The organism is Erythrobacter sp. S43 (assembly GCF_057364955.1).
Genome location: NZ_CP200285.1, coordinates 1,537,831 through 1,563,592, shown reverse-complemented (window position 1 = coordinate 1,563,592; position 25,762 = coordinate 1,537,831). Strand labels below are relative to the sequence as shown.

Here is a 25,762-nt window from a genome sequence, read left to right as displayed (position 1 = left end):
CCGAAATGGTGTTGAACAAAGCTTAGCCCTGCACCGGCACCAGATTGACCGCCGAGTGTTTGCCGCGTCGGTTAACTTCGAGATCAAACTCGAAACGCTCACCTTCGTTAAGCTCGGAAAGTCCAGAGCGCTCGACCGCGCTAATATGCACGAACGCGTCCGGCTGACCATCGTCACGAACGAGGAAGCCAAAGCCCTTCATCGAGTTGAAGAACTTCACCGTTCCGGTTGCCTTCTCGCCAGTCAGTTCGCGTTTCGGCGGGCCTTCTGCCGCAGGAGCCGCGATCACATCGCCGACAATCTGGAGGTCCTGCGCCGAAACTTTCCCGCCGCGATCGACGAGATTGAACTCGAGCTCTTGGCCCTCTGCGAGACCTTCAAGGCCAGCGCGTTCAACCGCACTAATATGAACAAAAACATCTTCGCCTCCGCCTTCTTGCGCGATGAAGCCGAAGCCTTTTTGACCATTGAAGAACTTTACGGTGCCTTTACCGGTGCCAACAACCTGAGCGGGCATGCGGTTGAAACCGCCGCCACCGCCACCGCCGCCGCGACCACCGCCGCCGCCGCGTGGTCCACCGCCGCCGAAGCCGCCGCGATCACCACCACGATCTCCGCCGCCGAAACGGTCTCCACCGCCTCCGCCGCCAAAGCCACCGCGATTGTTTCCATAATCAGAAGGGGGCGAGAAATTGTCACCGCCACCACCAAACGGATCAAAACCGTCTTCACCGAATCCGTCGCGCTTGTCCCGTCCGCGTCGACGACCTCTATCGTAACCCATAACTTCGTACGTACCTTGTCACACTGCCCACCCTCCTAAAAAACGTCGGCGCCTGGGACAGCAAGCGACACCGATCGTGTGTGAGAAAACGATTCCTTTGTCTCACAGTTGTTTGCAGCATAACCCACAAAGCCTCCTTATGCGAATGTTTTAAGAGGCAGGCCTGTATTCGCAGAGATATGTGACATTTTCGATTTTTCAGAGCGTTGCACGCGCCCGGACGATTGGGCATGGAAAGAACTGGACTGATCCAGCAAGAGGTGTCGCATGACTGATTTCCGTGAACTCTCCGAAACCGTTCTCGCTAGCCCACAAATTGAACTGGAGGACATAGCGGCTGCGAAAGAGGCCGGAGTCACTTTGATCGTAAACAATCGCCCCGATGGCGAAGAGCTATCCGCACCTCAAAGCGATGAAATTCAGGCGGAAGCTGCCGCGCAGGGACTAAACTATGTCTCGATCCCGATTGGCCATTCGGGCTTCAGCGAGGTCCAGATCGACGAAATGATCGCCGCTATGGACCAGGCTGAAGGCAAAGTGCTGGGCTATTGCCGCTCGGGCACTCGCTCAACATTCCTATGGTCGCTCGCGCAGGCGAAGTTGGGTATGATCCCGGATGAGATCGCCACAGCCGCTATGGCAGTGGGGTATGATGTCAGCCCAATACGCCCGATGATCGATATGCTGGCTGCGCGCTAAACCCACAGAGCATGCGAATGGGGAACATATGAAAGCCGTAACTCTTGCCCTTCTGGTATCCGCACTTGCCACCGGCACCGCCGCTTTTTCGAAGGAGCCGATGCCGCCATACAAATATGCGCTCACCCAAGAATCCGCTCACGCATGCGGCACCATCCAGCTGATTCTTTCTGATGCGAAAGAGGAGTCCGATCCACTTTGGTCGAGGCAGCACAGAGCAATGTCCTTGACCTGGTTCACCGTAACCGGGCTTCTGGGTGACGAGCTAGCGGAAGCGGAACAGACCCGCCTGACCGAAATGGTTATGGCGAAGTTTCCCGAGGGAAACTTCTCATTGGAGACCGCCGCTGAGCTGGCCAAGCCATGCGAGGTCATGGCCTCTCTGCACCGCGAGACCTACAATATGGCCGCCGATCTTGCGAAAGGCGAAGAGCCTGAGCTTTACGCGGATGGCGCAGCGTTCAAACGTCAGACCGGAGGCGAATATCCCGATGCACCGACGAAGGAACTGGTCTTTGACGATTGGTTCTTCTTCGCCAGAGGCAATCTATGTTTCGCCGCCTCGACTAAGACCGAAAAGGGCCAGTTGACTCTCGGCTTCATCAACTTCTTCGATGGATCCTTGCGGCTGGAAGGCGACAATCTGCCCGAGCTTACCGAAGACAATTACGAGACTGAAATGCCTAAGCATCAAGCAGGCATCGGCTGGAGCAAAGAGGAAGATGTGCCCCTTCCAGCCTTAGATGAAGGCGTGACTTACGAGACGTTCAAGGGCTCAGCAATCTTCGTCGACAAACAACCAATTGCGATGCTGAACGGCGATTATCTAAGTATGGGCAAGAAATACATTTTCGGCGCCCATATCCAGCGGCCTTACTTCAATCTCATGCCAGTGGGTCAGGAAATGACCGTGAAGATCCTTGGTGAGGAAACGCATCGCTTCCCTACCAACACAGCGCTCTGGAACGAGATTGGCGAATGCATGGCGCAGTACCCGTTCGGATAATCAACCACACTACTTGCGATAATCAAGCGGCGGATCGCGATCGCCGAGAAGCGATTTGTACTGGTAATCCGGCCCGCGCGCCTTATCGAATTCGGCGCGCGCGGCGGCACGCAATTCCGGGTTTTCGTATAGCTCAACCGCCATCAGCGCCATCGCCTTTGCAGCGACCTGTGTGCCCTTGGTGCCAATCGAATGACCGCTTGCCGCAACCGCCTGCCAGCTATGCGCGCTAGTCCCGGGCACCCATGTTGCGGTGCGCACACCAACTGTCGGTGTCGCCCAGGAGACGTCCCCTACGTCTGTTGAACCATAGCCGAGGCTTTTGGAATACTCACCGATCTCCTCAGCGCTTTCGAGCGGTTTGGCTGCATCACCCAGCGATTTCTGAATCTCAACCGCCCATGCCCGCTCTTCTTCGGTGTATTCCACACCGCCGATCAACCGCAGTTTTGCGTCCATAACTCTGGCGAGCGTTTCATTGACCAGCAGCGGGTTGTTGCCGTGGATCACTTCCCACTCAACCTTGGTTCCGGTGCCCAATGCCGCGCCACGCGCCGCATCTTCCAGCCGTTTCCAAATCTCTTCGACGCCGGCGGGGTCGGGGTGGCGCACGTAATAGAAGTTTTCGGCGAAATCGGGGACCACATTCGGCGCATTGCCGCCACTGGTTATGACATAATGCATGCGCGCATCCTGCGGCATGTGTTCGTGAATCATGTTTGCCATCATGTTCATGGCTTCCACCCCGTCTAGCGCCGAGCGCCCTCGCTCGGGTGCACCAGCCGCGTGAGCCGAAACGCCGGTGAATCGAAACTTCGCAGAGCGGTTTGCCAAGCTCGTTTGCGCGGCCGCACTGTTCTCGTCATCGGCGTGCCAGTGGATCGCGATGTCGACATCATCAAAGAGACCCGCGCGCGTCATGTAGACCTTGCCCGACCCGCCCTCTTCGGCTGGCGTGCCATAGAACCGAATACGACCCGGCGTTCCCGTCGCCTCAAGCCAGCGTTTGACGGCGATCGCCGCTGTCATGGAGCCTGCGCCAAACAGGTTGTGACCGCAGGCATGCCCCGCATGTTTTCCTTCGACCGGATCGCGCGTCGCCGAAGCGGACTGGTTGATGCCCGGAAGCGCGTCCATCTCGGCAAGGATTGCGATCACCGGACCGCCTTCGCCCCACTCGGCAGTGAAGGCCGTAGGAATGTCGGCAACCGAATTGGCAATCTTAAAGCCTTCCCCCGCCAACTCGCGCTGAAGCAGGCCGGAGGATTGCGTTTCGAGATAACCAAGCTCGGCAAGGTCCCAGAGCTGTTTCGCCACCCGTGCCGTGCGATCTTCTTGCGCATCAACAATTGCAACCGGATCATGATTGTCAGCAGCGAGCGGTGCCGCTCCTAACATCAGAGCAAGAGCAGTGGCGCGGGTGAACAGCTTCATGGCAATCTCCTTCACATCACTGCTTGCCGCAATTGAGCGTACATGCCAATCCGCTGCGCGGTGAAAAATGACAGAGATTGATCCTCAAATCCTCATCTTTGGCGGCTCGCTGATCGCGATTGTCGCTTTGGCAGGGCTTGCCCGATGGATGGGATTGGGCGGCAACCCCGTATTGCGCGATGAGGACGCCGTCAGACTCGCTGCGGGCGAAGTCGAAGATGGCTTTGTGGCTGAACGTATCTCGATTTCCCGCGACAAGAAGGCCGCGTTGGCGTCGGACGCGGACGGTCGCATCATTGTGATCAAACGCCATGGCAACCAGTTCGCCGGACGCATCCTCAGCAACCATTCCAGCGCGCGGGAGGTGGTCGACGCATTGATCGTAGACTGCGGCGAGGCACGCTTCGGTCCCGTTAGGCTGACCCTCGTCGATTCTTCGACTTGGGCCGACCGCATCAATCGCTTATAGTCCGACCTGCAATGCCTGACTTTTCACCCACCGAAATTGCCGTCCCCTTCTTCGTGCTGGCAGTCCTGATCGAAATGGTCTGGTCGCGGTTCAAGCGCCGTGAAGCCTATGAGCCGATGGACACTTTGGTGAGCCTTGCATTCGGCCTAGGTTCGACGGTCGCGGGCGCATTGTTTGGCGGCTTTGCAGCCTATGTCTTTATCTCAGCCTATGAATATCGGTTGTTCGACTTCGGTGCCGAATGGTGGGCAGTGTGGTGGGCGTGGCCGCTCGCTTTCGTGCTCGATGATCTAAAGTATTACTGGGTCCACCGCGCCGGACATCGCGTCCGTTGGATGTGGGCCGCGCATGTGAACCACCATTCCAGCCAGCATTACAACCTCTCAACCGCGCTCCGACAGACATGGACCGGCAGCTTCACATTTGGGTTGCTGTTCGCCATTCCGCTGGTGCTGCTAGGCTTCCACCCGGCGATGATCGGCATCGTTGGCGGAATCAATCTGGTCTATCAGTTCTGGATCCACACCGAAGCCATCAATAAAATGCCCCGCTGGTTCGAGGCAGTGATGAACACGCCCAGCCACCACCGCGTCCACCATGCGACCAACCCGCGCTATCTCGACCGGAATTATGCGGGGGTCTTCATCATCTGGGACAAGGTGTTCGGCACATTCGAGCCGGAAACCGATGAAGAAGAAATCCGTTACGGCATCATCAAGCAACTGGGCAGCTTCAATCTGCTTTGGTCCGTCTTCCACGAATGGATCGGCATGATCACCGACATCTGGCGCGCGCCATGGCAGCACAAATTGTCCTATCTGCTGCGCGAGCCCGGCTGGACCCATGATGGCAGCCGCGACACTTCCGACACCATCCGTGAACGCTGGCGCGCGCGTCAGACAAATGGCGCGGAATCAGTAGCAAGTCGAAACGCGATTGAATCCGCTTCCGAAGCTGCTTAAGCCTACCCTCTAAGAGGAGAGAGTATGGAAAGCTTTGACTACATCGTGGTTGGCGGTGGCAGCGGCGGCAGCGCGGTCGCTGGCCGGCTGGCAGTGGATGGCACAAGGCGCGTTTGCCTTGTCGAAGCGGGCGGCCGCAACGACAATATCATTATCAAGACGCCTGGCTTCATGCCCTTCATCCGTAACTCTTCTAACTACAAGTTCGATACCGTTCCGCAAAAGGGCCTGAATGGTCGCATTGGATATCAACCGCGTGGCAAAGGGCTGGGTGGATCGTCCGCAATTAACGCAATGGTCTACATCCGCGGCAATAAGTGGGATTACGACAATTGGGCCGCGATGGGCTGCGAGGGTTGGGCCTATGACGATGTGCTGCCCTATTTCCGCAAGTCCGAATCAAACGAACGCGGCGCGGACGATTTTCACGGAGAAGGCGGGCCGCTGTTCGTCTCGAATCAGCGCTCTCCCAATCCGGTCAGCGAAGCCTTTGTCGAGGCTGCGGCCGAATTGCAGCTTCGCCGCAATGAAGATTTCAATGGCGCGGATCAGGAGGGCTTTGGCCTCTACCAGACGACGCAGCGCAATGGTGAGCGCTGGTCCGCCGCACGTGCTTTCGTCGAGCCCATACGCGAGCAGGGCAATTTCGCTGTCCGCACCAAGACGCTGGTTGAGAAGCTAGTGGTCGAGCAGGGCCGAGCGACCGGCATCAAAGTGCGGCGGGGTAAGCGCACCGAAATGCTCTACGCAAAACGCGGCGTTATCCTGTGTGCAGGCGCATTCAATTCACCGCAAATGCTCATGCTCTCAGGTATTGGTCCCGCCGAGCATCTCAAAGCGCACGGTATTGATGTGGTTCTGGATAAGCCCGCTGTGGGCTCGAACCTTCAGGACCATATCGATTACGTATCCGGCTGGCAGACCGAATCCGATGTGCCGATTGGCGGGACGCTGAAAGGCACGTTGAAGATGGCCGCCGCCATCGTCGAGCACCGCCGCAAACGCACAGGCGCGATGACCACCTGCTACGCGGAAGCTGGCGGATTCTGGACCGTGATGCCCGATGCACCGGCGCCCGATGTGCAATGGCACTTTGTCCCCGCCGTCCTCGAAGATCACGGCCGCGAGAATGTGAAAGGCTATGGCTTTTCGCTGCACGCCTGTGTCCTGCGGCCGGAAAGCACAGGCACTGTGCGGTTGGGATCGCGCGATGCGGCCGCCGCTCCTGTGATTGACCCGAACTTCCTCGATGATGATCGCGATATTGCCGTGCTTCGTGAAGGCGTACGCCTGTCACACCGCATTGCCGATGCGCCGGCCTTGCAAGCCTTTGGCCCGACTGACCGCCATCCGGTTGATCTGAGTGATGATGCGGCGCTCGACCAAATGATCCGCGATCGCGCAGACACGGTCTATCACCCCGTCGGCACATGCCGCATGGGCGCGGATGAGGACAGTGTGGTCGATCCGCAGCTGAAAGTTCGCGGTGTCGATGGTCTGTGGATCGCAGATGCGAGCATCATGCCCAAGCTGGTCAGCGGCAACACCAACGCACCCAGCATTATGATCGGCGAACGTTGCGCGGACTTCGTTAAAGCGGAAGAAAAGGCCTTCGCCTAATCGCCCGCGGGCGGAGGCAGCAGCTTAAGCATCGCACGCCGGTAAACTTCCGGCAGGCTGGCGGCGTGGGTGCCCCCTTTGATGTCGAGAAATTCGGCTCTCCAAGGCAAGTCGTCGCGGCGCGCAAAGTTGCGTGACCAATCGAGCGCAGCCGCACGAAGAAGCTCTCGATCGCGTGAGCCTGAGGCCAGGATCAATGTGCTACGGGTCTGAACCGGTTCCATATCGCGCCCCACACCGAAGAGCTTGAGATCAGGGTAGTCGGGCGACGGGTTGCTAGCGATCAGCCCATGAAAGAGGTCTGGGCGTCTCACTGCCGCGTAAAGGACGAATGAACCGCCACGACTTTGACCGACAAGCAAACGTCGGCCTTCATCTGTTCGATAGTGGCTTGCGATATGAGGAATGAGCTCATGCTCAAGCATGGCCAAGAAGCGAGACGCGCCACCTTCCTCGCCGTTCTCCAAGAAGGGACGAAAGTCAAAACCTCGCCGGTTCACTTCGCCAAAGCCGCCATAGGCAATGCCGACGATGATCGCTTCAGGCAATTTCTCGTCATAGTGCAGAAACAAGTGCTGCGGCGCGAGCATCGGGTAGGTTGAATCACCATCAAGGAGATAGACCACCGGGAACGTTGCGTTAGACTGCGCGGCGTAACCCTCCGGCAAGCGGACAAAGATGTGATAGCGGCTCCGCGTATTCTCTGAATCGAGCGCGAAATAATCGCCTGCAATCGCCGGTAGATAGGCAAGCGGCCCCAGCTCCTGATATGGCTCCTCAGCCGATAGCGGTGCAGCGCTGGATGCTGCCCAAATCATCAGTAAAGCCAAGAGCCTACACATTCTTCCCTCCCTCAATGCTGCCAAGCTACCCCAAACCGCGAACAATAAAAGGGCCGGAGCGGTCAAACCGCCCCGGCCCTTTCTGTCATGCTGCTCTAAATCAGAACGTCTTGCGTGCGGTGACACCGATCGTGCGCGGTTGCCCAACGCGGAAGCCGAGACGTGCACGCCCGCCGCGTTCGCGGTCGAACGACAGCAGCGCATTCTCATCGAGAACGTTGTTGGCATAAATCACCAAGCTCAGACCGCTGTCGAAATCGACACCAGCGCTCAGATTGACGAGCTGATAGTCGTCCAGCAGCAAATCTACCGTGGTCGAAGCCGTCGCAGGAGCACCGCCAAATGGCAGGCCATGTACGAAGGTGCGTGGGTTGTTTTCCTGGTCAGCCGGCTGCGTGAAGCGCGAGCCGACATGCTGAACCGACGCCGCGATATAGGCGTCGGCGTTGCCCGAGACCGGGAATTCATAGCTGCCGCTTGCGGTGAACTGAAACTCCGGAACCGATGGAAGGCGGTTGCCCTCACGGATACCCGTTGCCCCGGCCAATGCGCCCGGCAGAGTTGTGTCGAACTCAGCCTCGATCCAGCTGCCTGACAGGTTGAAGTTCAGGCCCTGCGTGGGGCTGAAACCAACCTCTGCTTCTACACCGGTTGAGTGCGCATCGGGGACGTTAAACACGATACGCGAAGAGCAGCTACCGGCATCGAGCGTCACCTGCAGGTTGCTGATGTCGTTGTAGAAGCCTGCCGCGTTGAACGTGAAGCCATTGCCTTGCGCTTTCACGCCCAGCTCATAGTTCCACAGCGTTTCGTCCTCATAGTCTTGGAAGCCGCCAAACAGCGCCAGATCCTGCGCGTTACACAGCGGCACATTGAGCGGGTCGTTGACCCCGCCAAGGCGGAAGCCCTGCGAAGCCTGCGCATTGATCGTAACATCGGGTGTGACGTCATAGCTGAGCAGGAAGCGCGGCGTGAAACCGTCAGATGAAGTCTGATCGACAACGCCGCTATCACCATTCGCGAACAGGCCGCCTGTGGTGATCGTACGGGTCTCCTCAAAGTCATAATAACGGCCGCCCGCAGTCAATGTGAGCTTATCAGTGACATCGAAAGTCGCCTCGCCAAAAATCGCGAACTGCTCGATGTTGTAAGGCAGGTCGGAGTTGAACGGCGAATCCAGATTGGTGAAGCCGTTGGCAACCGCAGCCGAAGTGCCCGCGCCCAAGGTCGCATCCGTCGCGGCTGCATAGCCAGGTGTCGGAAGGCGTTGGCGATAGAAGCGGTCGGTGTTCGAGTAGAAACCACCGAGCACCCATTGCAGTGGCCCGTCATAGTTAGACGAGAAGCGCACTTCTTGCGTCAGGGTCTCAAGATCCGTCGTGTCCCGCAGGTTCGATGGCAGAAGCACTGCCGCATCCGGATAGCCAAGATCGACTGACACCGATCCCGTAAGCGCACTGGCATCGCGGCTGACAAGGATCTCACGATCTGTGTACGAGCTGACCGATGTCAAAGTCACCGGACCAAGATCGGCTTCCACCACCAGGTCGGCGATGAAGGTGTCGTCTACAAACTCTTCCTGAAGCTGCAGGAATTGCTCGCGCTCACCCAGCTGCACCGCCGGACGGGTGGTGGTGAACGGGTTGGCAAAGAGGTTGAAGAGCTCCTGTCGGTTGAAGCCGTCGGCTGACACGCGCTGATAGATAACGCGCGGCGTGATGCTGAAGCCTTCGCCCGTATCGACGGTCATGGCGAGGCGACCACCATAACGCTCGCCGCTGTTGATGTTGTCGCCCCCGCCGGGGCCCTGTGCGTCAATGAAGCCGCCATACTGGGTGTAGTAACCCACCGCGCGCAGAGCAGCGTTGTCACCCATGGCAACGTTGATCGCACCCTTCAGGTGCCAACCAAGGTCATCTCCGTCGACAAGGTTCAAATTGCCTTCAACGGTGCCTTCGGTCACGCCAATTTCCGGCTGGTTCGTGATGTAGCGGATGGTGCCGCCGACCGAACCCGAACCAAACAGTGTCCCTTGCGGGCCACGCAGTGTCTCAACGCGGTTGAGATCAAACAGGTCAAGGTCGGGAGTGAACAGCGAAAGTGAGATTACTGATTCATCAAGATAGACGCCGACCTGTTCTTTCACGCCCGGCTGGTCACGAACGACCTGACCGGCCGATACACCGCGAACCGAAACCTGGCTTTGACCCGGGCCGAGGTTCTGAACCGTCAGGCCGGCAACATTACGCGAAAGGTCCTCAAGCGTGACAGCGCCTGAACGCTGAATGTCTTCAGACGTCTGGGCATTGATAGAGAATGGCACGTCTTGGATCGTGGAATCCCGCTTCGTCGCGGTCACAACGATCACATTGCCAGAAACGGCTTCTTCTTCAGCCTCGGCGTCTTGCGCAATGGCCGGAGTAGAAGCCAACGAGAATGCGCAGCCGCAAAGCAATGCGGCCCGCAATGGTGAACTCAATCGATCCTTCAGATGCTGCATAGTCTCTCTCTCCAATAGACGTTGCCGATCCCTAAGCAGGACAAAGACTCCTCACAGGTTACATTTGCAATCCTATCACCAGCGGTTGTGACACTTTTCTTTCAACTGTATCGCGCCAGCCACACAGAAAATTACGCAAAAAAGGGGCCGGAGCACATGGCTCCGACCCATCGTAAGTCTGTTGTTCGCAGGAGGAACAAGTTGAGGCAGGGGAAGTAAGGGAGAGGTTGAAAAAACTTCCCCCGCCGATCTGGTTGATTAGTTGTAGGCGCGTTCCCCGTGTTCGGAGATGTCGAGCCCTTCGACTTCGGTCTCTTCGTCGACACGCAGACCAACGATGGATTTGACAACGAAGCCAGCGATCAACGTGCCGAGGCCAGCCCAGCCGATGGTGATGAGAACACCCTTGATCTGGATCCAGAGCTGCGCACCAAGGGCAACGGAACCGTCACCAGGGCCGCCAATGAAGGGCTGATAGACGACCGCCGTGCCAACCGCGCCAACGATACCGCCAACGCCGTGGATGCCGAATGCGTCAAGCGAGTCGTCGTAGCCAAACTTCATTTTCACCTTGGCAACGAAGTAGTAGCAGACAGCAGAGGACACGATGCCCAGAAGGATTGCGCCGAACGGTCCGCTGTTACCAGCCGCTGGCGTAACCGCGACCAAACCAGCAATTACACCCGAGCAGAAGCCGAGAGCTGAGCCCTTGTGACCGGCAAGGCGTTCAATAACCATCCAGGTCAGCGCACCTGCCGCTGTTGCGACAAATGTGTTGATCATCGCGAGACCTGCCGAGCCGTCGGCTTCGAGTGCCGAACCGGCGTTGAAGCCAAACCAACCACACCACAGCAACCCGGTGCCGACCATGGTAAGCGTCAGACTGTGTGGCATCATCGGTTCTTGCGGCCACCCTCGGCGCTTACCGAGGAGATAGGCGAGCACGAGACCAGAGATACCAGCGTTGATGTGAACCACGGTACCACCGGCAAAGTCGAGAGCGCCGTCCTTGAACAGCAACCCGTCGGCGGCCCAGACCATGTGGGCAATCGGGAAGTAAACGATCGTCAGCCAGATCGGCACGAACAGCATTACAGCGCCGAACTTCATGCGCTCAGCAGTGGCACCAAGGATAAGTGCCGCTGTGATCGCAGCAAAGGTCATCTGGAAGCTGATGAAGACATATTTGCTGATCACTTCATCGGTAAATGTCGCCGCCGTGCTGCTCGCATCGGTGCCAGCAAGGAAGTAGCTTCCACCGCTGATGAAAAGGCCCAGCGTTCCTTCATAAGAAGTATCGCCGAATGCGAGGCTGTACCCCCACATCACCCAAATGAGCATCGCGAGACAGGCTGTCGCGCCAATCTGGGTCATGGTCGAGAGCATGTTCTTTGAACGAGTTAGACCGCCATAGAACAAGGCGAGTCCGGGTAGGATCATCAACATGACCAAAACGGTTGCTGTCATCATCCACGCGTTGTTGCCAGGATTTGGGACCGGAGCTGATGCAGCCGCCATGGCTGGCTGCGCTGCGAGCGTGATGCCTGCAATCAGGGCAGCGCTCTTGAGGAGAGGATTTTTCACTGTTTAATACCCCTGATTAAAGTGCGGTTTCGCCCGCTTCGCCGGTGCGAATGCGGGTTGCAGATGCGAGGTCGAGGACGAAAATCTTTCCGTCGCCAATCGCGTCGGTGCTGGCGGTCTGCTGAATGGTCTCGACGACTTGCGCAGCGATCTCCTCGCTTGCAGCAATCTCGAGCTTCACTTTCGGCAGCATATTGGTGGAGTATTCTGCACCGCGATAGATTTCGGTCTGGCCTTTTTGGCGTCCGAAACCTTTGACTTCAGAAACAGTCATCCCGGCGACCCCGATTGAGCCCAGCGCTTCGCGGACCTCATCGAGTTTAAATGGTTTTATGATGGCGATGATGAACTTCATCTGTGCCCCCTTTGGCTCACCGGGCACATCCCGGCGGTCCACAGTCAGCAAGAGGCGTGCCATTTTCCGAGTATGGGGGTGACGCGGCGGAATCCGAGAGATTCTTCGCATGTGCACAAAAATGAGTGCCTAAATGTTAATCACCTGTTTAGATTTTGGGCAGCGGTGTGTCATTAGATGCGTCAATAATGCCTGTCACGACATGATATATGCGCCTGAGTCATTCGCCCGCAATAAACCTGTCGGTTGGCCGGGTCGGCAGGCCATCAATGCTTGAAGTGCGCCCGGCCATCTTTGCCTCCCATTCGGCAGGATCAGATTGTCGGTGCGCCTTTTTGAGCGTGTCGCGCTCACCCTCAAGGCTCATAAACGGAACACCCCATCCGCAGCTTGTCTGCACACTTTCGACGGCGATATCGAATATCTGCCGCGTGCCAGGCATCATTGTGAAATGGTCAGCGAGTTCGCTCCAACCATCATCTTGAGGCAAGACAGGCTTGGCGCGGCCATAGATACGCAGGATTAGCGCGGGGCGGTCAAAATTGCAGAACATCACCGTGATCCGACCATCAGCAGCTAGATGTGCGTGGGTCTCATTGCCCGATCCACCAAGGTCGAGATATGCAACCCGCGTTGGAGAGAGCACGCGGAAAGCGTCATAGCCTTTGGGGCTGAGGTTGATGCGCCCTTCACTCGTAGCAGTGGCGACAAAGAACACCGGCTGTTTCTCGATCATCGCAACATGCTTGGGTTCAAGCGCATCGAAGAAATCAGCCATGTCGTGTGTCCTTTATTGTCAGAGGAAGTCCTGGAGCACTTTGATAAAGCGGTCGAACTGGTCGTGATGCAGCCAGTGGCCTGCGTTCTCGAATTCGATCACCTCCGCAGTGCCGAAATGCTCGAGGCGCCCGTCACGCTCTGGATTGGATGCCCAGCTATCTGCGCCATAGAGCAGCAGCGTGGGGCACGAAATTGCTGCCCAAGTGGCTTCGATAAACTCGTCGGCGACATCCTCGACACCCCACACATTCAGGTGCGGGTCGAACTTCCAGCTGTATGAGCCGTCCTCATTGCGATTGACCCCGTGGATGGTCAGATGGCGCGCCTGCTCTTCGGTCAGATAACTGTTCTCTTCGATCATACGAGCGAACGCTGCCTCGATCGTCTCGTATTTGCGAGGTGTGCGTCCGGCGGCTTTGCGCTTTTTCTCGATCCATTCGCGCATCCGCTCAGGATAGGGAGTGGCACGCTGCTTCTCTTTCCACTCGGGCGAAGGGCCGAGGCCCTCAATTGCCACCAGCTTCGTCACCATATCGGGGAACATCCCCGCGTAACGCAGCGCGACATTGCCGCCCATCGAATGTGAAACGATCGTCACCGGGCCGCGCCCAAGCTGATGCACCAACTGCGCGAGATCATAGACCATGTCGTTCGAGTTATAGTTGCCGTCCGACACCCAATCGCTGTCGCCATGGCCCCGGTGATCCATCGCCACCACGTGCCAATCCTGCGCGAGCTTCTCGGCCGTCCAGTCCCAACTACGCGCATGATCGCGCCCGCCGTGGACAAGCACCAGTGGCGGTTTCTCGTGATTGCCCCAATCGAAGTAGTTGAGGCGCAGGCGTTGCGAAATGAAGGTTTGCGAGTTTGGGCCAGGGAAGTTCATGCGCGCAGCCATGCCGCGAACCGCGCGCGCTCGCAAGCCTACCGTTCTTTGGTGGCCGAGAATGTGAGGTCGGGGTTCTTCTCGACCTGATAGTTCACGTCCCATGGGCTCTTGGCCATGAAAACAAGGTCTCCGTCGCGATCCTTGGCCAGATTGGCGCGGTTGAAGCTTTCGAATTCGGCCATCGCCTTGGCATCACCCTTGATCCAACGCGCAGTGGCAAAGGGGGCCGCCTCCAGTGCGGTCTCAACCTTGTATTCCGCCGACAGCCGCGACACGAGCACGTCAAGCTGAAGCTGACCGACCACGCCGACAATGTGCTGTGCGCCAAGCTCGGGGTAAAACACCTGGATGACCCCTTCTTCGGACAGGTCATCGAGCGCTTTGCGAAGCTGCTTGGTCTTGGTCGGATCTTTCAGCTGCACACGGCGCAGGATTTCAGGCGCAAAGTTCGGAAGCCCGGTGAAGCGCACCTGATCTTTCTCGGACAATGTATCGCCTACGCGCAACGTGCCGTGGTTTGGGATGCCAATGATATCGCCCGCCTCGGCAGTATCGGCAATCTCGCGGTCCTGCGCGAAAAACAGGATCGGCGAGTGGATCGCGATCGGCTTGCCAAGGCCCGAAGGAGTCAGCTTCATCCCGCGTTTGAAGGTGCCCGACACCTGCCGCATGAAGGCAATGCGGTCGCGGTGGTTGGGGTCCATGTTCGCCTGAACCTTGAAGATAAAGCCGGTGACCTCGCTGTGGTCTGGCGCAATTTGGTCCTCGCCAGCGGGCTGAGGACGCGGTGGCGGCGCATACTTGGCGATTGCGTCGATCAGCTCGGTCACGCCGAAGTTCTTCAGCGCCGACCCAAAATAGACAGGGGTAAGGTCGCCGTTGCGATAGGCTTCGAGGTCGAATTCGGGATAGCCAACTTTGGCCAGCTCGACTTCCTCGGCCCAATCCTCCGGGATCTCGGCATCCTTGTCGCGCTTTCCCAGAAACTCTTTGGAAGGGCCTTCGGGGCGGCTGGTTTCATTGGTCTCAAAGTCGAGAATGCCAGTGAATTGTCCGCCCATGCCGATGGGCCAGCTTTGCGGGCTGACATCGAGTGCGAGCATATCGGCAACTTCGTCGAGCGTTTCAAACGGATCGCGGCCCTCGCGGTCGACCTTGTTCACGAAGGTGATGATCGGCACGCTGCGCAGGCGGCATACCTCGAACAGTTTGCGCGTCTGCGGCTCGATACCCTTGGCCGCGTCGATCACCATAACGGCGGAGTCCACCGCGGTTAGTGTGCGATATGTGTCCTCCGAGAAATCCTCGTGCCCCGGCGTGTCGAGCAGGTTGAAGGTGATGGTTTCGCCATCATACTCTTTCTCGAAGGTCATCACCGACGAGGTGACCGAGATCCCGCGCTGCTGCTCGATCTTCATCCAGTCCGAGCGCGCACGCCGCTGTTGCCCACGTGCTTTGACCTCACCCGCCAAGTGAATAGCGCCGCCTTGCAGCAGCAACTTTTCGGTCAGCGTGGTCTTACCCGCGTCAGGGTGCGAAATGATCGCGAAGGTACGGCGATTGGACATCGGTGTTCGGCACGCGGAATTAGCCGCGCAGCTCCGCTCCCTGCTTGGTCGCGGCAGCCACGACGCTGTCCGAAATCGCTTTCAGATCAGCGTCTTTGTAGCTCTTGTCCTGCGGTTGCAGTGTGACTTCGACCGCCACCGATTTCTTGCCCTCGGGCAAGCTTCCGCCGGTGAAGACGTCGAACACGCGCGCTGCGACAATGTTGACCTTATCACTTCCGCGCACCGCTTTGAGTAGGTCTTCCGCAGCCAACTCGGCAGGCAACACGAATGCGAAGTCGCGTGTCACCGATTGCAGCGCAGGCGGCGTGAAGCTGGGCCGCGCGAAGCTGACTGGACCTTTGCCAGCCTTCTTCGCAGGGATCTCATCGAGAAACAGCTCGACCGAAGCAACCGGACCGTCAAGATCAAACACTTTGAGGGTGGTCGGGTGGATCAAGCCGAAGCGCGCTAACACCTTTTTGGGACCGAGCCGCAGAGTGCCTGATTGGCCCGGGTGGAACTGCTCGCCAGCCTCGCCCATCACCATCAGCTTCTCTGCCGGAGCACCCGCTGCTGCGAGAAGGTTCATCGCATAAGCTTTGGCATCATAGGCGTCGAACATTGCCGCCTTGACGGTCGCCCAGCCACGCGCGACCTTCTCGCCAGTAAGCACTACGCCGAGCGTTGGACGCTCGTCGCTCATACCGTCTTTCCCGCGGAAATAGCGGCGACCCAATTCGAACAGACGTGTCGAAGCCGCGCCGCGATCGGCATTGCGTTTGGCAGCAATCAACAAACCCGGAATGAGCGACGGCCGCATGACCTTCATGTCCTCGCTAATCGGGTTGGCCAGCTTCCAAAGATCGTCAGTCGCTGTGAAGTGCTCAGCGGCGTCTTCGGGCAGGAATGACCACGTCACCGCCTCGTGCAAACCACTGCCAGCCGCCGCGCGGCGCACTCTGCGCTCGACAATCTGCTGCGGCGTGGCGGTCGGACGGGCGACGCCGTCCAAACGCGGCAATGCGACGCTTTCAACCTTATCGAGGCCGTGGATACGCACGACTTCTTCGACCAGATCGGCGGTGCCTTCGATATCGTGACGGCGGAGCGGACACGTCACCTGCCAATCATCGGTCACATCAAAATCGAGGCTTTCCAGAATACGCCGCTGCTCGTCTTCTGGCACTTCCACCCCACCCAGACGCCTGGTCTGACCGGTGTCGAAGCTCAGCTCCTTGGGCTCGCTCGGCGGCGAACCTGCCTGCACGGCCTCGCTTGGCGTTCCGCCAGCGAGTTCGACGATCAACCCGGTCAGCAGGTCCAAGCCATCCTGCAGGAAGGCTGGATCAACGCCGCGCTCAAACCGCGTACGCGCATCCGAAGCGAGGCCAAGTTTGCGCCCTGTCACACCGATACGCGGCGGATCGAAATAGGCGATCTCGAGCAGCAAGTCGGTGGTGTCATCCGACACGCCCGAATTCTCGCCACCCATGATTCCGGCGACGTCGTGGACTTCCTCGTCGTCCGCGATCACCACCATGCTCTCATCAAGCGTGTACGTTTTCTCGTTGAGCGCCAACACTTGCTCGCCATTTTTGGCGCGCCGCGCAACAACCGCGCCCGAGAGCTTCGCCAGATCATAGGCGTGCGCCGGACGGCCATAGGCCAGCATCAGATAGTTGGTGAGATCAACCAGCAGCGAAATCGGTCGCTGTCCCGCCGACGTCAAACGCTGTTGCAGCCAGTCGGGCGAAGGGCCATTTTTGACGCCCTTGATGATGCGGCCATAGAATGCCGGACAGCCCTCTGGATCGTCGGTACGGATCTCGGTCGTGCATGCGCCGCTGGCCTCAAACGAGGGGATTGCAATCGGCTTGAGCGTGCCCAGGCCGGCTGCTGCGAGATCGCGCGCAATGCCGTAAACGCCCATGCAATCGGGCCGGTTGGGCGTGATCGCAACATCGATGACCGGTGAGGAGCCGTGATAATCAGCAAAGCTGTGCCCCACAGGCGCGTCGTCGGGCAGTTCGATGATGCCATCGTGCTCGTCGCCGAGCTCAAGCTCGCGCACCGAGCACATCATACCGTTGCTCTCGACCCCGCGGATCGCGCTCTTGCGCAGCTCCATACCGTTGGACGGGACCACCGCACCGGGTTGCCCGAGAACGCCTTTCATCCCAGCGCGAGCGTTGGGAGCTCCGCACACAACCTGCAACGGATCGCCTTCACCGGTGTCGACAGTGAGCACTTGCAGCTTATCAGCATCGGGATGCTTTTTAGCAGTTAGAACATGCGCGACGGTGAAGCCCGCCAGCGATTCTGCCGGATCCTCGACACCCTCAACCTCAAGCCCGATGGCATTGAGCGTATCGGTGATCTCTTGCAGCGACGCCTCGGTTTCGAGGTGGTCCTTCAACCATGTGACGGAGAACTTCATGAGCGCGCTCCCACACCTGCGGAAAGCGTCGGCTGATCGAACGGTGAGAAGCCATAGTGTGAGAGCCAGCGCGGATCGCCGTCAAAGAAGGCGCGCAGATCGTTCATGCCATATTTGAGCATAGCGAAACGGTCGATGCCGAGGCCAAAGGCGAAGCCTTGATATTCGGTCGGGTCGATCCCTGCCATTTCCAGCACGCGCGGATTGACCATCCCGCTGCCGCCCAGCTCCATCCAATCATGCCCGTCATCATCGCCGTGGCCACCAACGACGCGGCGATCACCCTCGTTCGAATAGCCGACATCGACTTCGACCGAAGGCTCGGTGAAGGGGAAGTAGGACGGACGCAGGCGCAGAACGATGTCGTCACGCTCGAAATATGCTTTGAAGAATGTCTCCAGCGTCCATTTTAGGTGACCGAGATGGATGCCCTTATCGACCACCAGACCTTCAACCTGATGGAACATCGGCGTGTGCGTCGCGTCACTGTCCGAACGATAAACGCGGCCCGGCGCGATGATGCGGATTGGCGCACCTTGCTCTTTCAGACTGCGGATCTGCACCGGCGAGGTGTGTGTGCGCAGCAGCATCTGGCCACCATCGGGCGCCGCATCAGGGAAGTAAAACGTATCGTGCATCGCGCGTGCCGGATGCGACTCATCCATGTTCAGCGCGGTGAAGTTGTGCCAGTCGTCCTCGATCTCGGGACCGGTGGCGACGGCAAAGCCGAGGTCGGCGAAAATCTCGGCAAGCTCGTCCATCACCTGACTGACGGGGTGGACCGAGCCTTGCGGCATGTCGGGCGCAGGCAGGGTGAGATCGATCGTCTCGCTGGCCAATTGCGCTTCAAGCTCTGCGGCTTCGAGTTCTGCTTTCTTGGCCTCGATCGCGTCGGCGATTTCAGCGCGCACCTGTTGGATGGCAGGCGCGGCTTCTTGGCGCTCTTCAGGCGACATCTGGCCCAGCGTTTTCAGGACGAGGCTCACCCAGCCCTTTTTGCCCAAAGCGGCGACGCGCTCTGCCTCAAGCGCTTCGAGCGTTTCGGCGGCATCAATCGCGGCAAGGCCAGCGTCTTTTTGCGTTGTCAGTTCAGTCATATCCGGCTCGTTGGATTAAGCGGGTCCGCTAGCGTCAAATGGCGGGTAAGGCAAAGCAGCATTTCGGCCTCGCGCCATTTTGCGGGCCATCGTTGCCTTCAGGCGGGCGTGTCGGGGGCGTGCAACCCCTGGACCGCTTGGCCCGCAATCGCCATCCGCGCCTGCGCCGCCGCGATCAGCATCGGCTTGTCCAGCTTGGCATAAGTACGAGGGCTCATGCCCATGAAGCGCTTGAAATCCCGAACAAAGTGGGCCTGATCGTGGTATTGCCCATCAAGCGTATTCAGCCACTTCATTGAAGGATCGAGCATGAATTGGGCAAGGCTGCGCAAAAACCGCTGACGTCGCAACAAGAGCTTTGGCGTGAAACCGAAAGCACGGCGAGTAAGGCGCTCGAGTGAACGGACGGTCATGCCAACCCGCTCGGCAAGATCTGCAACTGTGGCGATCTCTGGGTCTACCAGCGCGCCATTGACCGCGATGATGGCTTCGGAATGGCGCGACGTTGTGAACTCAAGTTGAGAGATATGGTCTTCGATTATGGCCAGTTCTTCCTCGAAGTCTCGCGTCTTCTGGCCCAAAGCATTTGCAAGCGGGCGTAGCACTTTGAAAGCAATGTCGATAAGCCCGTCTGCGAACCGGTCTGCATAATCTCCGGCCTCTGCCTCGAACAGCGATGCCCAACCCAGCGGCATCAGTCCAATCCCCCAAGCGCGACCGGTGCGCATGGTGAACTGCGTGGCGCGGCTAGTGGGGCCGTTGACGGTGAAGGTCGGGCAGGTTTCCAGCGGCGCCATTCCGATTCCAGCTTGCGCCAATCCTTCAGGAGCAAAACGCAGGTTGGGCCATTCGGGGTGTAGCCAATCTTGCGCTTTCGCGGTTGGTCCGGCGGTCACTACATCGGTGCGATAATACGTCGTGATGAACGGCCGCAGTTCTTCTGCAGGCAAGGCAAAGCGAATCTGGATCGCAGGATGCGAGGCTTCGGGCTTCATGATGACCAGACTAGCTTGAAGGTTTGTCGAGCGTCTGTGCCGCGCTGCCCCACACTCGGGCGCGTGCTTCCATGAAGGAAGAGAGGATTGGATGCTCGATCGCGGCGTATTCGCTGGGATTCATGGTCATGAATTCATGGAACTCGCGGGTGAATTGCGCCTGATCGTGATAATGCCCATCCATCGCCTCGGTCCACCGCGCATCCCTGTGGAGCATCCAACTTGTAAGGCTGCGCATGAACCGCTGGCGACGCATCAGTAACTTGGGGGTGAAGCCGAAATAGCGCCCACAAATCCGCTCAAGTGTTCGAATGCTTATAGCGCAGGCATCTGCCAGATCACCAACGGCGGTAAAATTGCCATCGACCAACGCTTGATGCACTTTCACGATCTTTGGTTCGTCCCGATTGGGCCTCATCAACCGGCCGAGCGCTTCGAATATCGCATTGTATTGCTGGTCTTTCGTTATGCCGGGTTCGCACAGGGTGTCCGAAAGCACGTCAAACTTCGCGAAGGCCGGGTGCTGCGATCCGTCGCACACAATGTTTGCCACTTCGCGCGCGTCGATATCCATAAACCGCGCCCAGCCCATCGGCAGGAAGCCGATGCCCCACATCGTAGAGGTGCCCACTTCAAACTCGCAAGGGAGCGAGCTGGGACCAGTCGCGCTGAAACGGGGGCCGCTGATCTGAGAACTGCCGATTTTTGCGTTGGGTCTTGCTCCGGCGAAGAACCGGATGTTGCCCCATTCAGGCTGCAAGTAATCGTGGATCACCCCACCATCAGCCACCTCGAGCGACAGGTGGTAGAACGTCGTGAAACAGCCTTCAAACTCGCTTGGCGGCGAGTGGAATTCGCTAAGGACCAGATTTTCAGCACGCTCTTGCGGCGCACCGTTTGATGCAACCCCCATACGCGCAGCTTGGGCGAGTTGGCGCGTGTTTACAAGTCAAATGGCGCAAACCTACAAGCAAGGGGCGCCGCGCTTATCGCCCGACGCCCCTCAGAATTTCTACGAATTTCTCGCCAAATCAGGCGGGAAGCGCGTCTTTCGCCTGCGTGATGATCGCTTTGAACGCTGCTTCTTCGTTCATCGCCAGATCGGCCATAACCTTGCGGTCAAGCTCGATACCAGCCAGCTTCACCCCGTGCATGAACTGCGAATAGGTCAGACCTTCAGCGCGGACAGCCGCGTTGATGCGCTGGATCCACAGAGCACGGAAGCTGCGCTTCTTGGCTTTGCGATCGCGATAGGCGTACTGGCCGGCCTTCTCGACCGCCTGACGCGCAATGCGAATGGTGTTCTTGCGACGACCGCGATAGCCCTTGGCTTGATCGAGGATCCGCTTGTGCTTGGCGCGGGTGGTAACACCGCGTTTGATGCGTGGCATATCTCTTACTCCTGACTAGCGATCAATCGAGCCCGTATGGGGCCCATTTCTTGACCGTCTTGGCATCGGCATCAGAGATGACCGAGGTGCCGCGGTTCTGGCGGATATACTTTGCATTGTGGCTCATCAGACGGTGGCGCTTACCAGCCACACCGTGCTTGACCTTGCCGGTTGCGGTGATCTTGAAGCGTTTCTTCACACCGCTTTTGGTCTTCAGTTTGGGCATTTTCATCTCCTTAGTCAGAGACACGTTTAGCCAGCCCTGGCAGCCCTTTCAGCCAGGCGGACCCTTTGATTCGTGTCGTTGAAGACGCGCCACATAAGGGTGAGCGGCGGTAGAAGCAAGCATTTTGGGCGCTTCGAGAGCGTGCAATTTGCATCAACTCATCGCTGGCCGAGAACGCTTGAAACAACTGATACAGTGTCCGGGGCCAAAAAAGCTCCCGCGCGCACAGAGCAATGCGGTCAAGTCGAATAGCCAGGCAAAAGACAAAGATCGGTGATGCATGCCCGCACTTGTGCAGGTATCAAGGCGGGTAGGAAAACCGAAAGAACCACAGCAAGAAACAAAAACGGCAGGCGAGCATCATCGCAGTGAGGTTACGTCATCGCCTCAAGCACATCGTCCAGCCGCGCCGGATCGCCCAGTGCCAGCACGTCCGCGCCGCCTTTTGACGCGCTTTCTGCGTCGAGCGGGTTGCCCATCCAATCGCTCATTGTGCCACCAGCGCCTTCGACAACGGGAACCAGCGCAGCGTAATCGTACACCGCCAACCCAGCCTCGCAGATAATGTCGAGATGACCCGATGCGAGCAGGCCGTAATTGTAGCAATCGCCGCCATAGACGATGGTACCCTGCCGCTCGTTCTTCCCGACCGCTTCGGCGAGTTGCATGTAAGGCACGGCCTGATCGGCGGTGAAGTAATGCGGGCTACTGGTGGCGAGGACCGCGCCTTCTAACGAGGGGCAGGTGCGCACGTTGACCGGCTTGCCATTGAAGGTGGTGCCTTCTCCGATACGCCCGACCCAGCGTTCACCCGCAATCGGCTGATCAATTACACCCAACACCGGCCAGCCATCCTGCATCAACGCGATGAGCGTTCCGAAGATCGGACGACCTGCCATAAAGCTGATTGTTCCGTCGATGGGATCGAGAACCCATTGTCGGCCTGAGCCTTCATTTCGGGTGCCGTATTCTTCGCCGATAATGCCGTCATCGGGGCAGACCTCTTCGATAATCGCCCGCATTGCTGCTTCTGCGGCACGGTCCGCCTCGGTTACGGGCGAGGCATCGCCTTTGCGCTCCTGAGCCCATTCCCCGCGAAACATGGGGCGGATGGCAGCGCCCGCCGCATCGGCGAGACGGTTGGCGAGCTTGAGGTCGTCTTGTGTCATCGATCCTTCCAATAGCGGAACGCATCGTCCTGCCTAGCCTTCACATAGGCTTTGGCCTCTGTACCCTCCCACTCAAGCGGGAAGGGTTGTGGCATTTGGTCTGTCAGATGAGCGCGAGAGACGAACCAGCCCTGACCCGGCAGTCCGTCCGATTGCCTCACGACCAGCACAGCAAGATCGGGCTCGCGTGCGACCCGCCCGTCCTGATCAATACTGTCCAGCACCTTGCATAGCTGCCGCATCTTGGGCCGCGTGAAGCGATAGCCCAATATGGCAAGCATCTGGGAATAGGTCAGCGCATTGCCCGCGCGGGCTGCCCCGATTAGGATTTCCCGGACTTCACCCGGGTCAAACATCAATCAAACAGCGAACTAACGCTGCTCTCGTCAGCGATCCGGCGGATTGCCTCACCCACCAGCGGGGCGATGGTGAGGATCCGGATACGCTCTGAGGCTTCGGCGGATTCGGTCGGGCGGATCGAGTCCGAGATCACCAGCTCTTTGAGCTTCGACCCGTCAATCCGCGCCACGGCACCGCCTGACAGCACGCCATGGGTGATGTAAGCCGCTACCGATTTCGCGCCGTTCTCGAGCAATGCCTCGGCAGCGTTGCAAAGCGTTCCGCCTGAATCGACGATATCGTCAATAAGGATGCAATGGCGACCCGAGACGTCGCCAATAATGTTCATGACTTCGCTCTCACCCGGACGGTCACGTCGCTTGTCGACGATGGCCAGCGGAGCGTTGTCAAGACGCTTGGCAAGCGCGCGGGCGCGAACCACACCGCCCACATCAGGGGAAACGACCATCAGGTCCTGATCGCCGTAACGCGCCTGAATATCGGCGGCCATGACAGGCGCCGCATACAGGTTGTCGGTCGGGATATCGAAGAAGCCCTGAATCTGGCCTGCGTGAAGATCAACCGCCAGAACACGGTCTGCCCCGGCTTCGGTGATGAGGTTCGCCACCAGCTTGGCCGAAATCGGTGTGCGCGGGCCAGGCTTCCGATCCTGTCGCGCATAGCCATAATAGGGCACCACCGCTGTGATCCGCTTGGCCGATGCACGCTTAAGTGCGTCGATGCAGATCAGCAGTTCCATCAGATTGTCGTTGGCGGGATATCCGGTCGGCTGGACCAGAAACACGTCTTCGCCGCGCACATTCTCGTGAATCTCGCAGAAGATTTCCTCATCCGCGAAACGGCGAACGCTCGCATCGGTCAGAGGGATTTCGAGATAGGCTGCGATAGCCCGGGCGAGCGGCAGGTTTGAGTTGCCGGACATGATTTTCATGGTGCGCGAATCCCCGATACGACAGACACCACTCGCCTAGCCCAGCGCCATCGAATTGCAACAGAGCGCCACAGGGTTGTCGACGATTTGAAGAGCGAGGGTGGGCGCCGCTAAAGTTCTTTGCCCATTGAAAGGGTTGCCACGTCCCATTCAAACACGCGGCCCGAATTTGCCTCCACGGCGTACCAGCCGAGCAAGATGCTACCGCAGACCTCTTGCTGGCAAACACCGTTCAGGCGCGTGATGTAAAAGCCGGGATTGTCCGTATCCTCACCTTCGACGGGAAAACAGTCGTCGATTTGCGCAGTGGAATAATCGCCCGAGGCCACCACTGCAGATTTGATCTTGTCGCAAACGCCAGCCGGGGTAACGGAGAGGGCCACGGCAACTGGTTCTTTGACTGTAGGCGCTGGTGCATCGGGCGCGGTGGACACCGCAGGCGCTGGCGCTTGATCGGGCTGAGACGCGGGCTGGCTCGCCTGTTCGAGGGGCTCAGGTGCGGCTGACTCTGCTTCGGATGCCTCGTTGCACCCGCCAACGGCAATGGCCAAGACCAAAGAGGCCGAAGCCGCGCGCAACCTCATGTGATGTGATCGGAAAACCATCGAATACTCCCCTTTCGATCAATAACAGGGCTAAACCGTTTCCCGTTCATTACAATGGGGCGGTCTAGCCTTCGAACACAATGGTGACCTGATCGGCATCTTCAACGCGCACCCACACTTGATAATAACCGGGTTCTCCGCCTTCATATCGGGGCGTGCCCAGGGCTGAATCGATCCATTGCAACCGCACTTCGCCGTCGACCACCAGCCGCTTTGCATTGAGCCGCTGCATCATTGTGAACATATTGAGATCGAACTGTATGTCCTTGCGACATCCCTCAACCTTGATCTGGCCGTCGATCAATCCGCCGCCGCATGCGTCGGGGCGCCGAAGCAGATCGAGCAGTGCCGGAGTCTCAAACGCGATGGTAAGCGTTCCAAAGCGGGCATAGCCTTGCCGAGAGTTGACGAAGAAAAGCTCCTCCAGCTCGCCATCCATGCTCTGCCCGCCGCCGCGCACATCCAGCAGGAATCGTCCCGGTGTGCTTTCACCCTCTCCCGCAGCAAAGGCCATGGCCACGGCCTCACCCGGCGTAATGCAGCCTTCCTCGCAATCCGCCAGATCTTCGCGCACAGCGATCAGCGGCGCGTCCTTACGGGCAAGCTCCTTTTGAAGATCCGCATTGATCGCCAGTGGAGCAGCCTCTGCCTGCGCAGCAAGCGTGCCGATCGGAGCAAGTAGAGATAGGGCAAAACCGGCGATCAGCATTCAGTCCGATGAACACTTCCGCCCTGAACAGATGATGACCGAAGCCCGTGCCCCAAAGGGTAGTGCAAAGACCGAGAATTCACGTCACCGCAAACCTGCTTTCTCGGCGAAGTAACGGAAAACTAACCATCTTCCGCTAGGGCGTCCGAGACTTTGGGAAACGTAGGTTGATTTTGACATGCTGAAACTTCTGAAGAAGCTGCGCGACGAAACGATCGGCGCAACCGCCGTGGAATACGGCCTCATCCTTGCGATGATCTTCCTCGCGATGATTGCCGCGTTGCAGGGCGTAGGCAACTCCAGCACTGAAGTCTGGAGTGACGTGCAAACAGCATCATCAGAAGCCATCGGCGACTGATCCAATAGCC

At 58.6% G+C, this 25,762-nt stretch carries 26 protein-coding genes; 6 read left to right on the top strand and 20 right to left on the bottom strand.

Translation table 11 applies throughout. The features are described 5' to 3' along the window. Window positions 1-22 precede the first annotated feature (22 nt). Window positions 23-784, bottom strand: a complete 762-nt coding sequence (locus AC0V6K_RS07625) for a cold-shock protein (protein ID WP_472620958.1) — start codon at window positions 782-784, stop codon at window positions 23-25. Window positions 785-1,051: 267 nt separating this feature from the next. On the opposite strand from AC0V6K_RS07625, the gene AC0V6K_RS07620 reads away from it, so the two are divergent. After that, window positions 1,052-1,483 (top strand): protein tyrosine phosphatase family protein, encoded by a 432-nt coding sequence (locus AC0V6K_RS07620; RefSeq protein WP_472620956.1) that lies wholly within the window; start codon window positions 1,052-1,054, stop codon window positions 1,481-1,483. Between the two features lie 28 nt (window positions 1,484-1,511). Continuing rightward, window positions 1,512-2,489 carry a hypothetical protein gene (locus AC0V6K_RS07615; protein ID WP_472620954.1) on the top strand — a complete coding sequence of 326 codons (978 nt, stop codon included), beginning with the start codon at window positions 1,512-1,514 and terminating at the stop codon, window positions 2,487-2,489. 9 nt (window positions 2,490-2,498) lie between these two features. Here the strand turns inward: AC0V6K_RS07615 and AC0V6K_RS07610 are convergent, their stop codons facing one another. Next, entirely contained in the window at window positions 2,499-3,923 is a 1,425-nt protein-coding gene (locus tag AC0V6K_RS07610; RefSeq protein WP_472620952.1) for an amidohydrolase, read from the bottom strand. 67 nt (window positions 3,924-3,990) lie between these two features. Between AC0V6K_RS07610 and AC0V6K_RS07605 the strand changes: the two genes are divergently transcribed. From AC0V6K_RS07605 to AC0V6K_RS07595, 3 genes are read left to right on the top strand one after another with little or no spacing between them, the layout of a single operon-like run. After that, complete coding sequence (locus AC0V6K_RS07605) at window positions 3,991-4,392, top strand: hypothetical protein (protein WP_472620950.1); 402 nt, start codon at window positions 3,991-3,993, stop codon at window positions 4,390-4,392. 11 nt (window positions 4,393-4,403) lie between these two features. Further along, window positions 4,404-5,354, top strand: a complete 951-nt coding sequence (locus AC0V6K_RS07600) for a sterol desaturase family protein (RefSeq protein WP_472620948.1) — start codon at window positions 4,404-4,406, stop codon at window positions 5,352-5,354. 24 nt (window positions 5,355-5,378) lie between these two features. Next, entirely contained in the window at window positions 5,379-6,974 is a 1,596-nt protein-coding gene (locus AC0V6K_RS07595) for a GMC family oxidoreductase (RefSeq protein ID WP_472620946.1), read from the top strand. Here AC0V6K_RS07595 and AC0V6K_RS07590 read toward each other — a convergent pair. The 18 genes from AC0V6K_RS07590 to AC0V6K_RS07505 all read right to left on the bottom strand — a co-directional run bounded on the left by AC0V6K_RS07590 (window position 6,971) and on the right by AC0V6K_RS07505 (window position 25,394). Continuing rightward, complete coding sequence (locus tag AC0V6K_RS07590; protein ID WP_472620944.1) at window positions 6,971-7,792, bottom strand: alpha/beta hydrolase; 822 nt, start codon at window positions 7,790-7,792, stop codon at window positions 6,971-6,973. The two genes, AC0V6K_RS07595 and AC0V6K_RS07590, sit on opposite strands and share 4 nt — an antisense overlap. Window positions 7,793-7,916: 124 nt before the next feature. Then, on the bottom strand, window positions 7,917-10,316 hold the full coding sequence (locus AC0V6K_RS07585) for a TonB-dependent receptor (protein WP_472620942.1): 2,400 nt from the start codon (window positions 10,314-10,316) through the stop codon (window positions 7,917-7,919). A 258-nt stretch (window positions 10,317-10,574) separates the two neighbouring features. Continuing rightward, on the bottom strand, window positions 10,575-11,900 hold the full coding sequence (locus tag AC0V6K_RS07580) for an ammonium transporter (RefSeq protein WP_472620940.1): 1,326 nt from the start codon (window positions 11,898-11,900) through the stop codon (window positions 10,575-10,577). Between the two features lie 16 nt (window positions 11,901-11,916). Next, complete coding sequence (locus AC0V6K_RS07575; RefSeq protein WP_472626070.1) at window positions 11,917-12,255, bottom strand: P-II family nitrogen regulator; 339 nt, start codon at window positions 12,253-12,255, stop codon at window positions 11,917-11,919. A gap of 220 nt (window positions 12,256-12,475) precedes the next feature. Next, window positions 12,476-13,033, bottom strand: a complete 558-nt coding sequence (locus AC0V6K_RS07570) for a pyridoxamine 5'-phosphate oxidase family protein (RefSeq protein WP_472620938.1) — start codon at window positions 13,031-13,033, stop codon at window positions 12,476-12,478. Between the two features lie 18 nt (window positions 13,034-13,051). Then, window positions 13,052-13,921, bottom strand: a complete 870-nt coding sequence (locus AC0V6K_RS07565) for an alpha/beta fold hydrolase (protein ID WP_472620936.1) — start codon at window positions 13,919-13,921, stop codon at window positions 13,052-13,054. A 38-nt stretch (window positions 13,922-13,959) separates the two neighbouring features. Then, entirely contained in the window at window positions 13,960-15,492 is a 1,533-nt protein-coding gene (locus AC0V6K_RS07560; protein ID WP_472620934.1) for a peptide chain release factor 3, read from the bottom strand. A gap of 19 nt (window positions 15,493-15,511) precedes the next feature. Further along, window positions 15,512-17,911 (bottom strand): phenylalanine--tRNA ligase subunit beta, encoded by a 2,400-nt coding sequence (gene pheT / locus AC0V6K_RS07555; protein WP_472620933.1) that lies wholly within the window; start codon window positions 17,909-17,911, stop codon window positions 15,512-15,514. Further along, a complete protein-coding gene (gene pheS, locus AC0V6K_RS07550; protein ID WP_472620931.1) occupies window positions 17,908-19,008 on the bottom strand; it encodes a phenylalanine--tRNA ligase subunit alpha in 1,101 nt (366 codons plus the stop codon). The genes pheT and pheS overlap by 4 nt, the downstream gene beginning before the upstream one ends. 98 nt (window positions 19,009-19,106) lie before the next feature. After that, on the bottom strand, window positions 19,107-20,003 hold the full coding sequence (locus AC0V6K_RS07545; RefSeq protein WP_472620929.1) for a helix-turn-helix domain-containing protein: 897 nt from the start codon (window positions 20,001-20,003) through the stop codon (window positions 19,107-19,109). Window positions 20,004-20,013: 10 nt separating this feature from the next. After that, a complete protein-coding gene (locus tag AC0V6K_RS07540) occupies window positions 20,014-20,916 on the bottom strand; it encodes a helix-turn-helix domain-containing protein (protein WP_472620927.1) in 903 nt (300 codons plus the stop codon). A 118-nt stretch (window positions 20,917-21,034) separates the two neighbouring features. After that, entirely contained in the window at window positions 21,035-21,394 is a 360-nt protein-coding gene (rplT, locus tag AC0V6K_RS07535) for a 50S ribosomal protein L20 (RefSeq protein WP_472620925.1), read from the bottom strand. A gap of 22 nt (window positions 21,395-21,416) precedes the next feature. After that, the gene (rpmI, locus tag AC0V6K_RS07530; protein ID WP_472620923.1) at window positions 21,417-21,620 is read right to left on the bottom strand and encodes a 50S ribosomal protein L35; all 204 of its coding nucleotides are present in this window, start codon (window positions 21,618-21,620) and stop codon (window positions 21,417-21,419) included. Window positions 21,621-21,994: 374 nt separating this feature from the next. Continuing rightward, entirely contained in the window at window positions 21,995-22,789 is a 795-nt protein-coding gene (locus AC0V6K_RS07525) for an inositol monophosphatase family protein (RefSeq protein WP_472620921.1), read from the bottom strand. Continuing rightward, window positions 22,786-23,145: a ribose-phosphate pyrophosphokinase gene (locus tag AC0V6K_RS07520; protein ID WP_472620919.1), complete on the bottom strand. Its 360-nt coding sequence runs from the start codon at window positions 23,143-23,145 to the stop codon at window positions 22,786-22,788. Before AC0V6K_RS07520 ends, AC0V6K_RS07525 begins: the two co-directional genes overlap by 4 nt. Further along, the gene (locus tag AC0V6K_RS07515) at window positions 23,145-24,080 is read right to left on the bottom strand and encodes a ribose-phosphate pyrophosphokinase (protein WP_472620917.1); all 936 of its coding nucleotides are present in this window, start codon (window positions 24,078-24,080) and stop codon (window positions 23,145-23,147) included. The genes AC0V6K_RS07520 and AC0V6K_RS07515 overlap by 1 nt, the downstream gene beginning before the upstream one ends. Window positions 24,081-24,190: 110 nt before the next feature. Next, on the bottom strand, window positions 24,191-24,664 hold the full coding sequence (locus tag AC0V6K_RS07510) for a hypothetical protein (protein WP_486172598.1): 474 nt from the start codon (window positions 24,662-24,664) through the stop codon (window positions 24,191-24,193). Between the two features lie 85 nt (window positions 24,665-24,749). Beyond that, a complete protein-coding gene (locus AC0V6K_RS07505; protein WP_472620913.1) occupies window positions 24,750-25,394 on the bottom strand; it encodes a hypothetical protein in 645 nt (214 codons plus the stop codon). Window positions 25,395-25,572: 178 nt separating this feature from the next. On the opposite strand from AC0V6K_RS07505, the gene AC0V6K_RS07500 reads away from it, so the two are divergent. Next, window positions 25,573-25,752, top strand: coding sequence for a Flp family type IVb pilin (locus tag AC0V6K_RS07500; RefSeq protein WP_472620911.1), 180 nt, complete (start codon window positions 25,573-25,575; stop codon window positions 25,750-25,752). The last annotated feature ends 10 nt before the right edge of the window (window positions 25,753-25,762 follow it).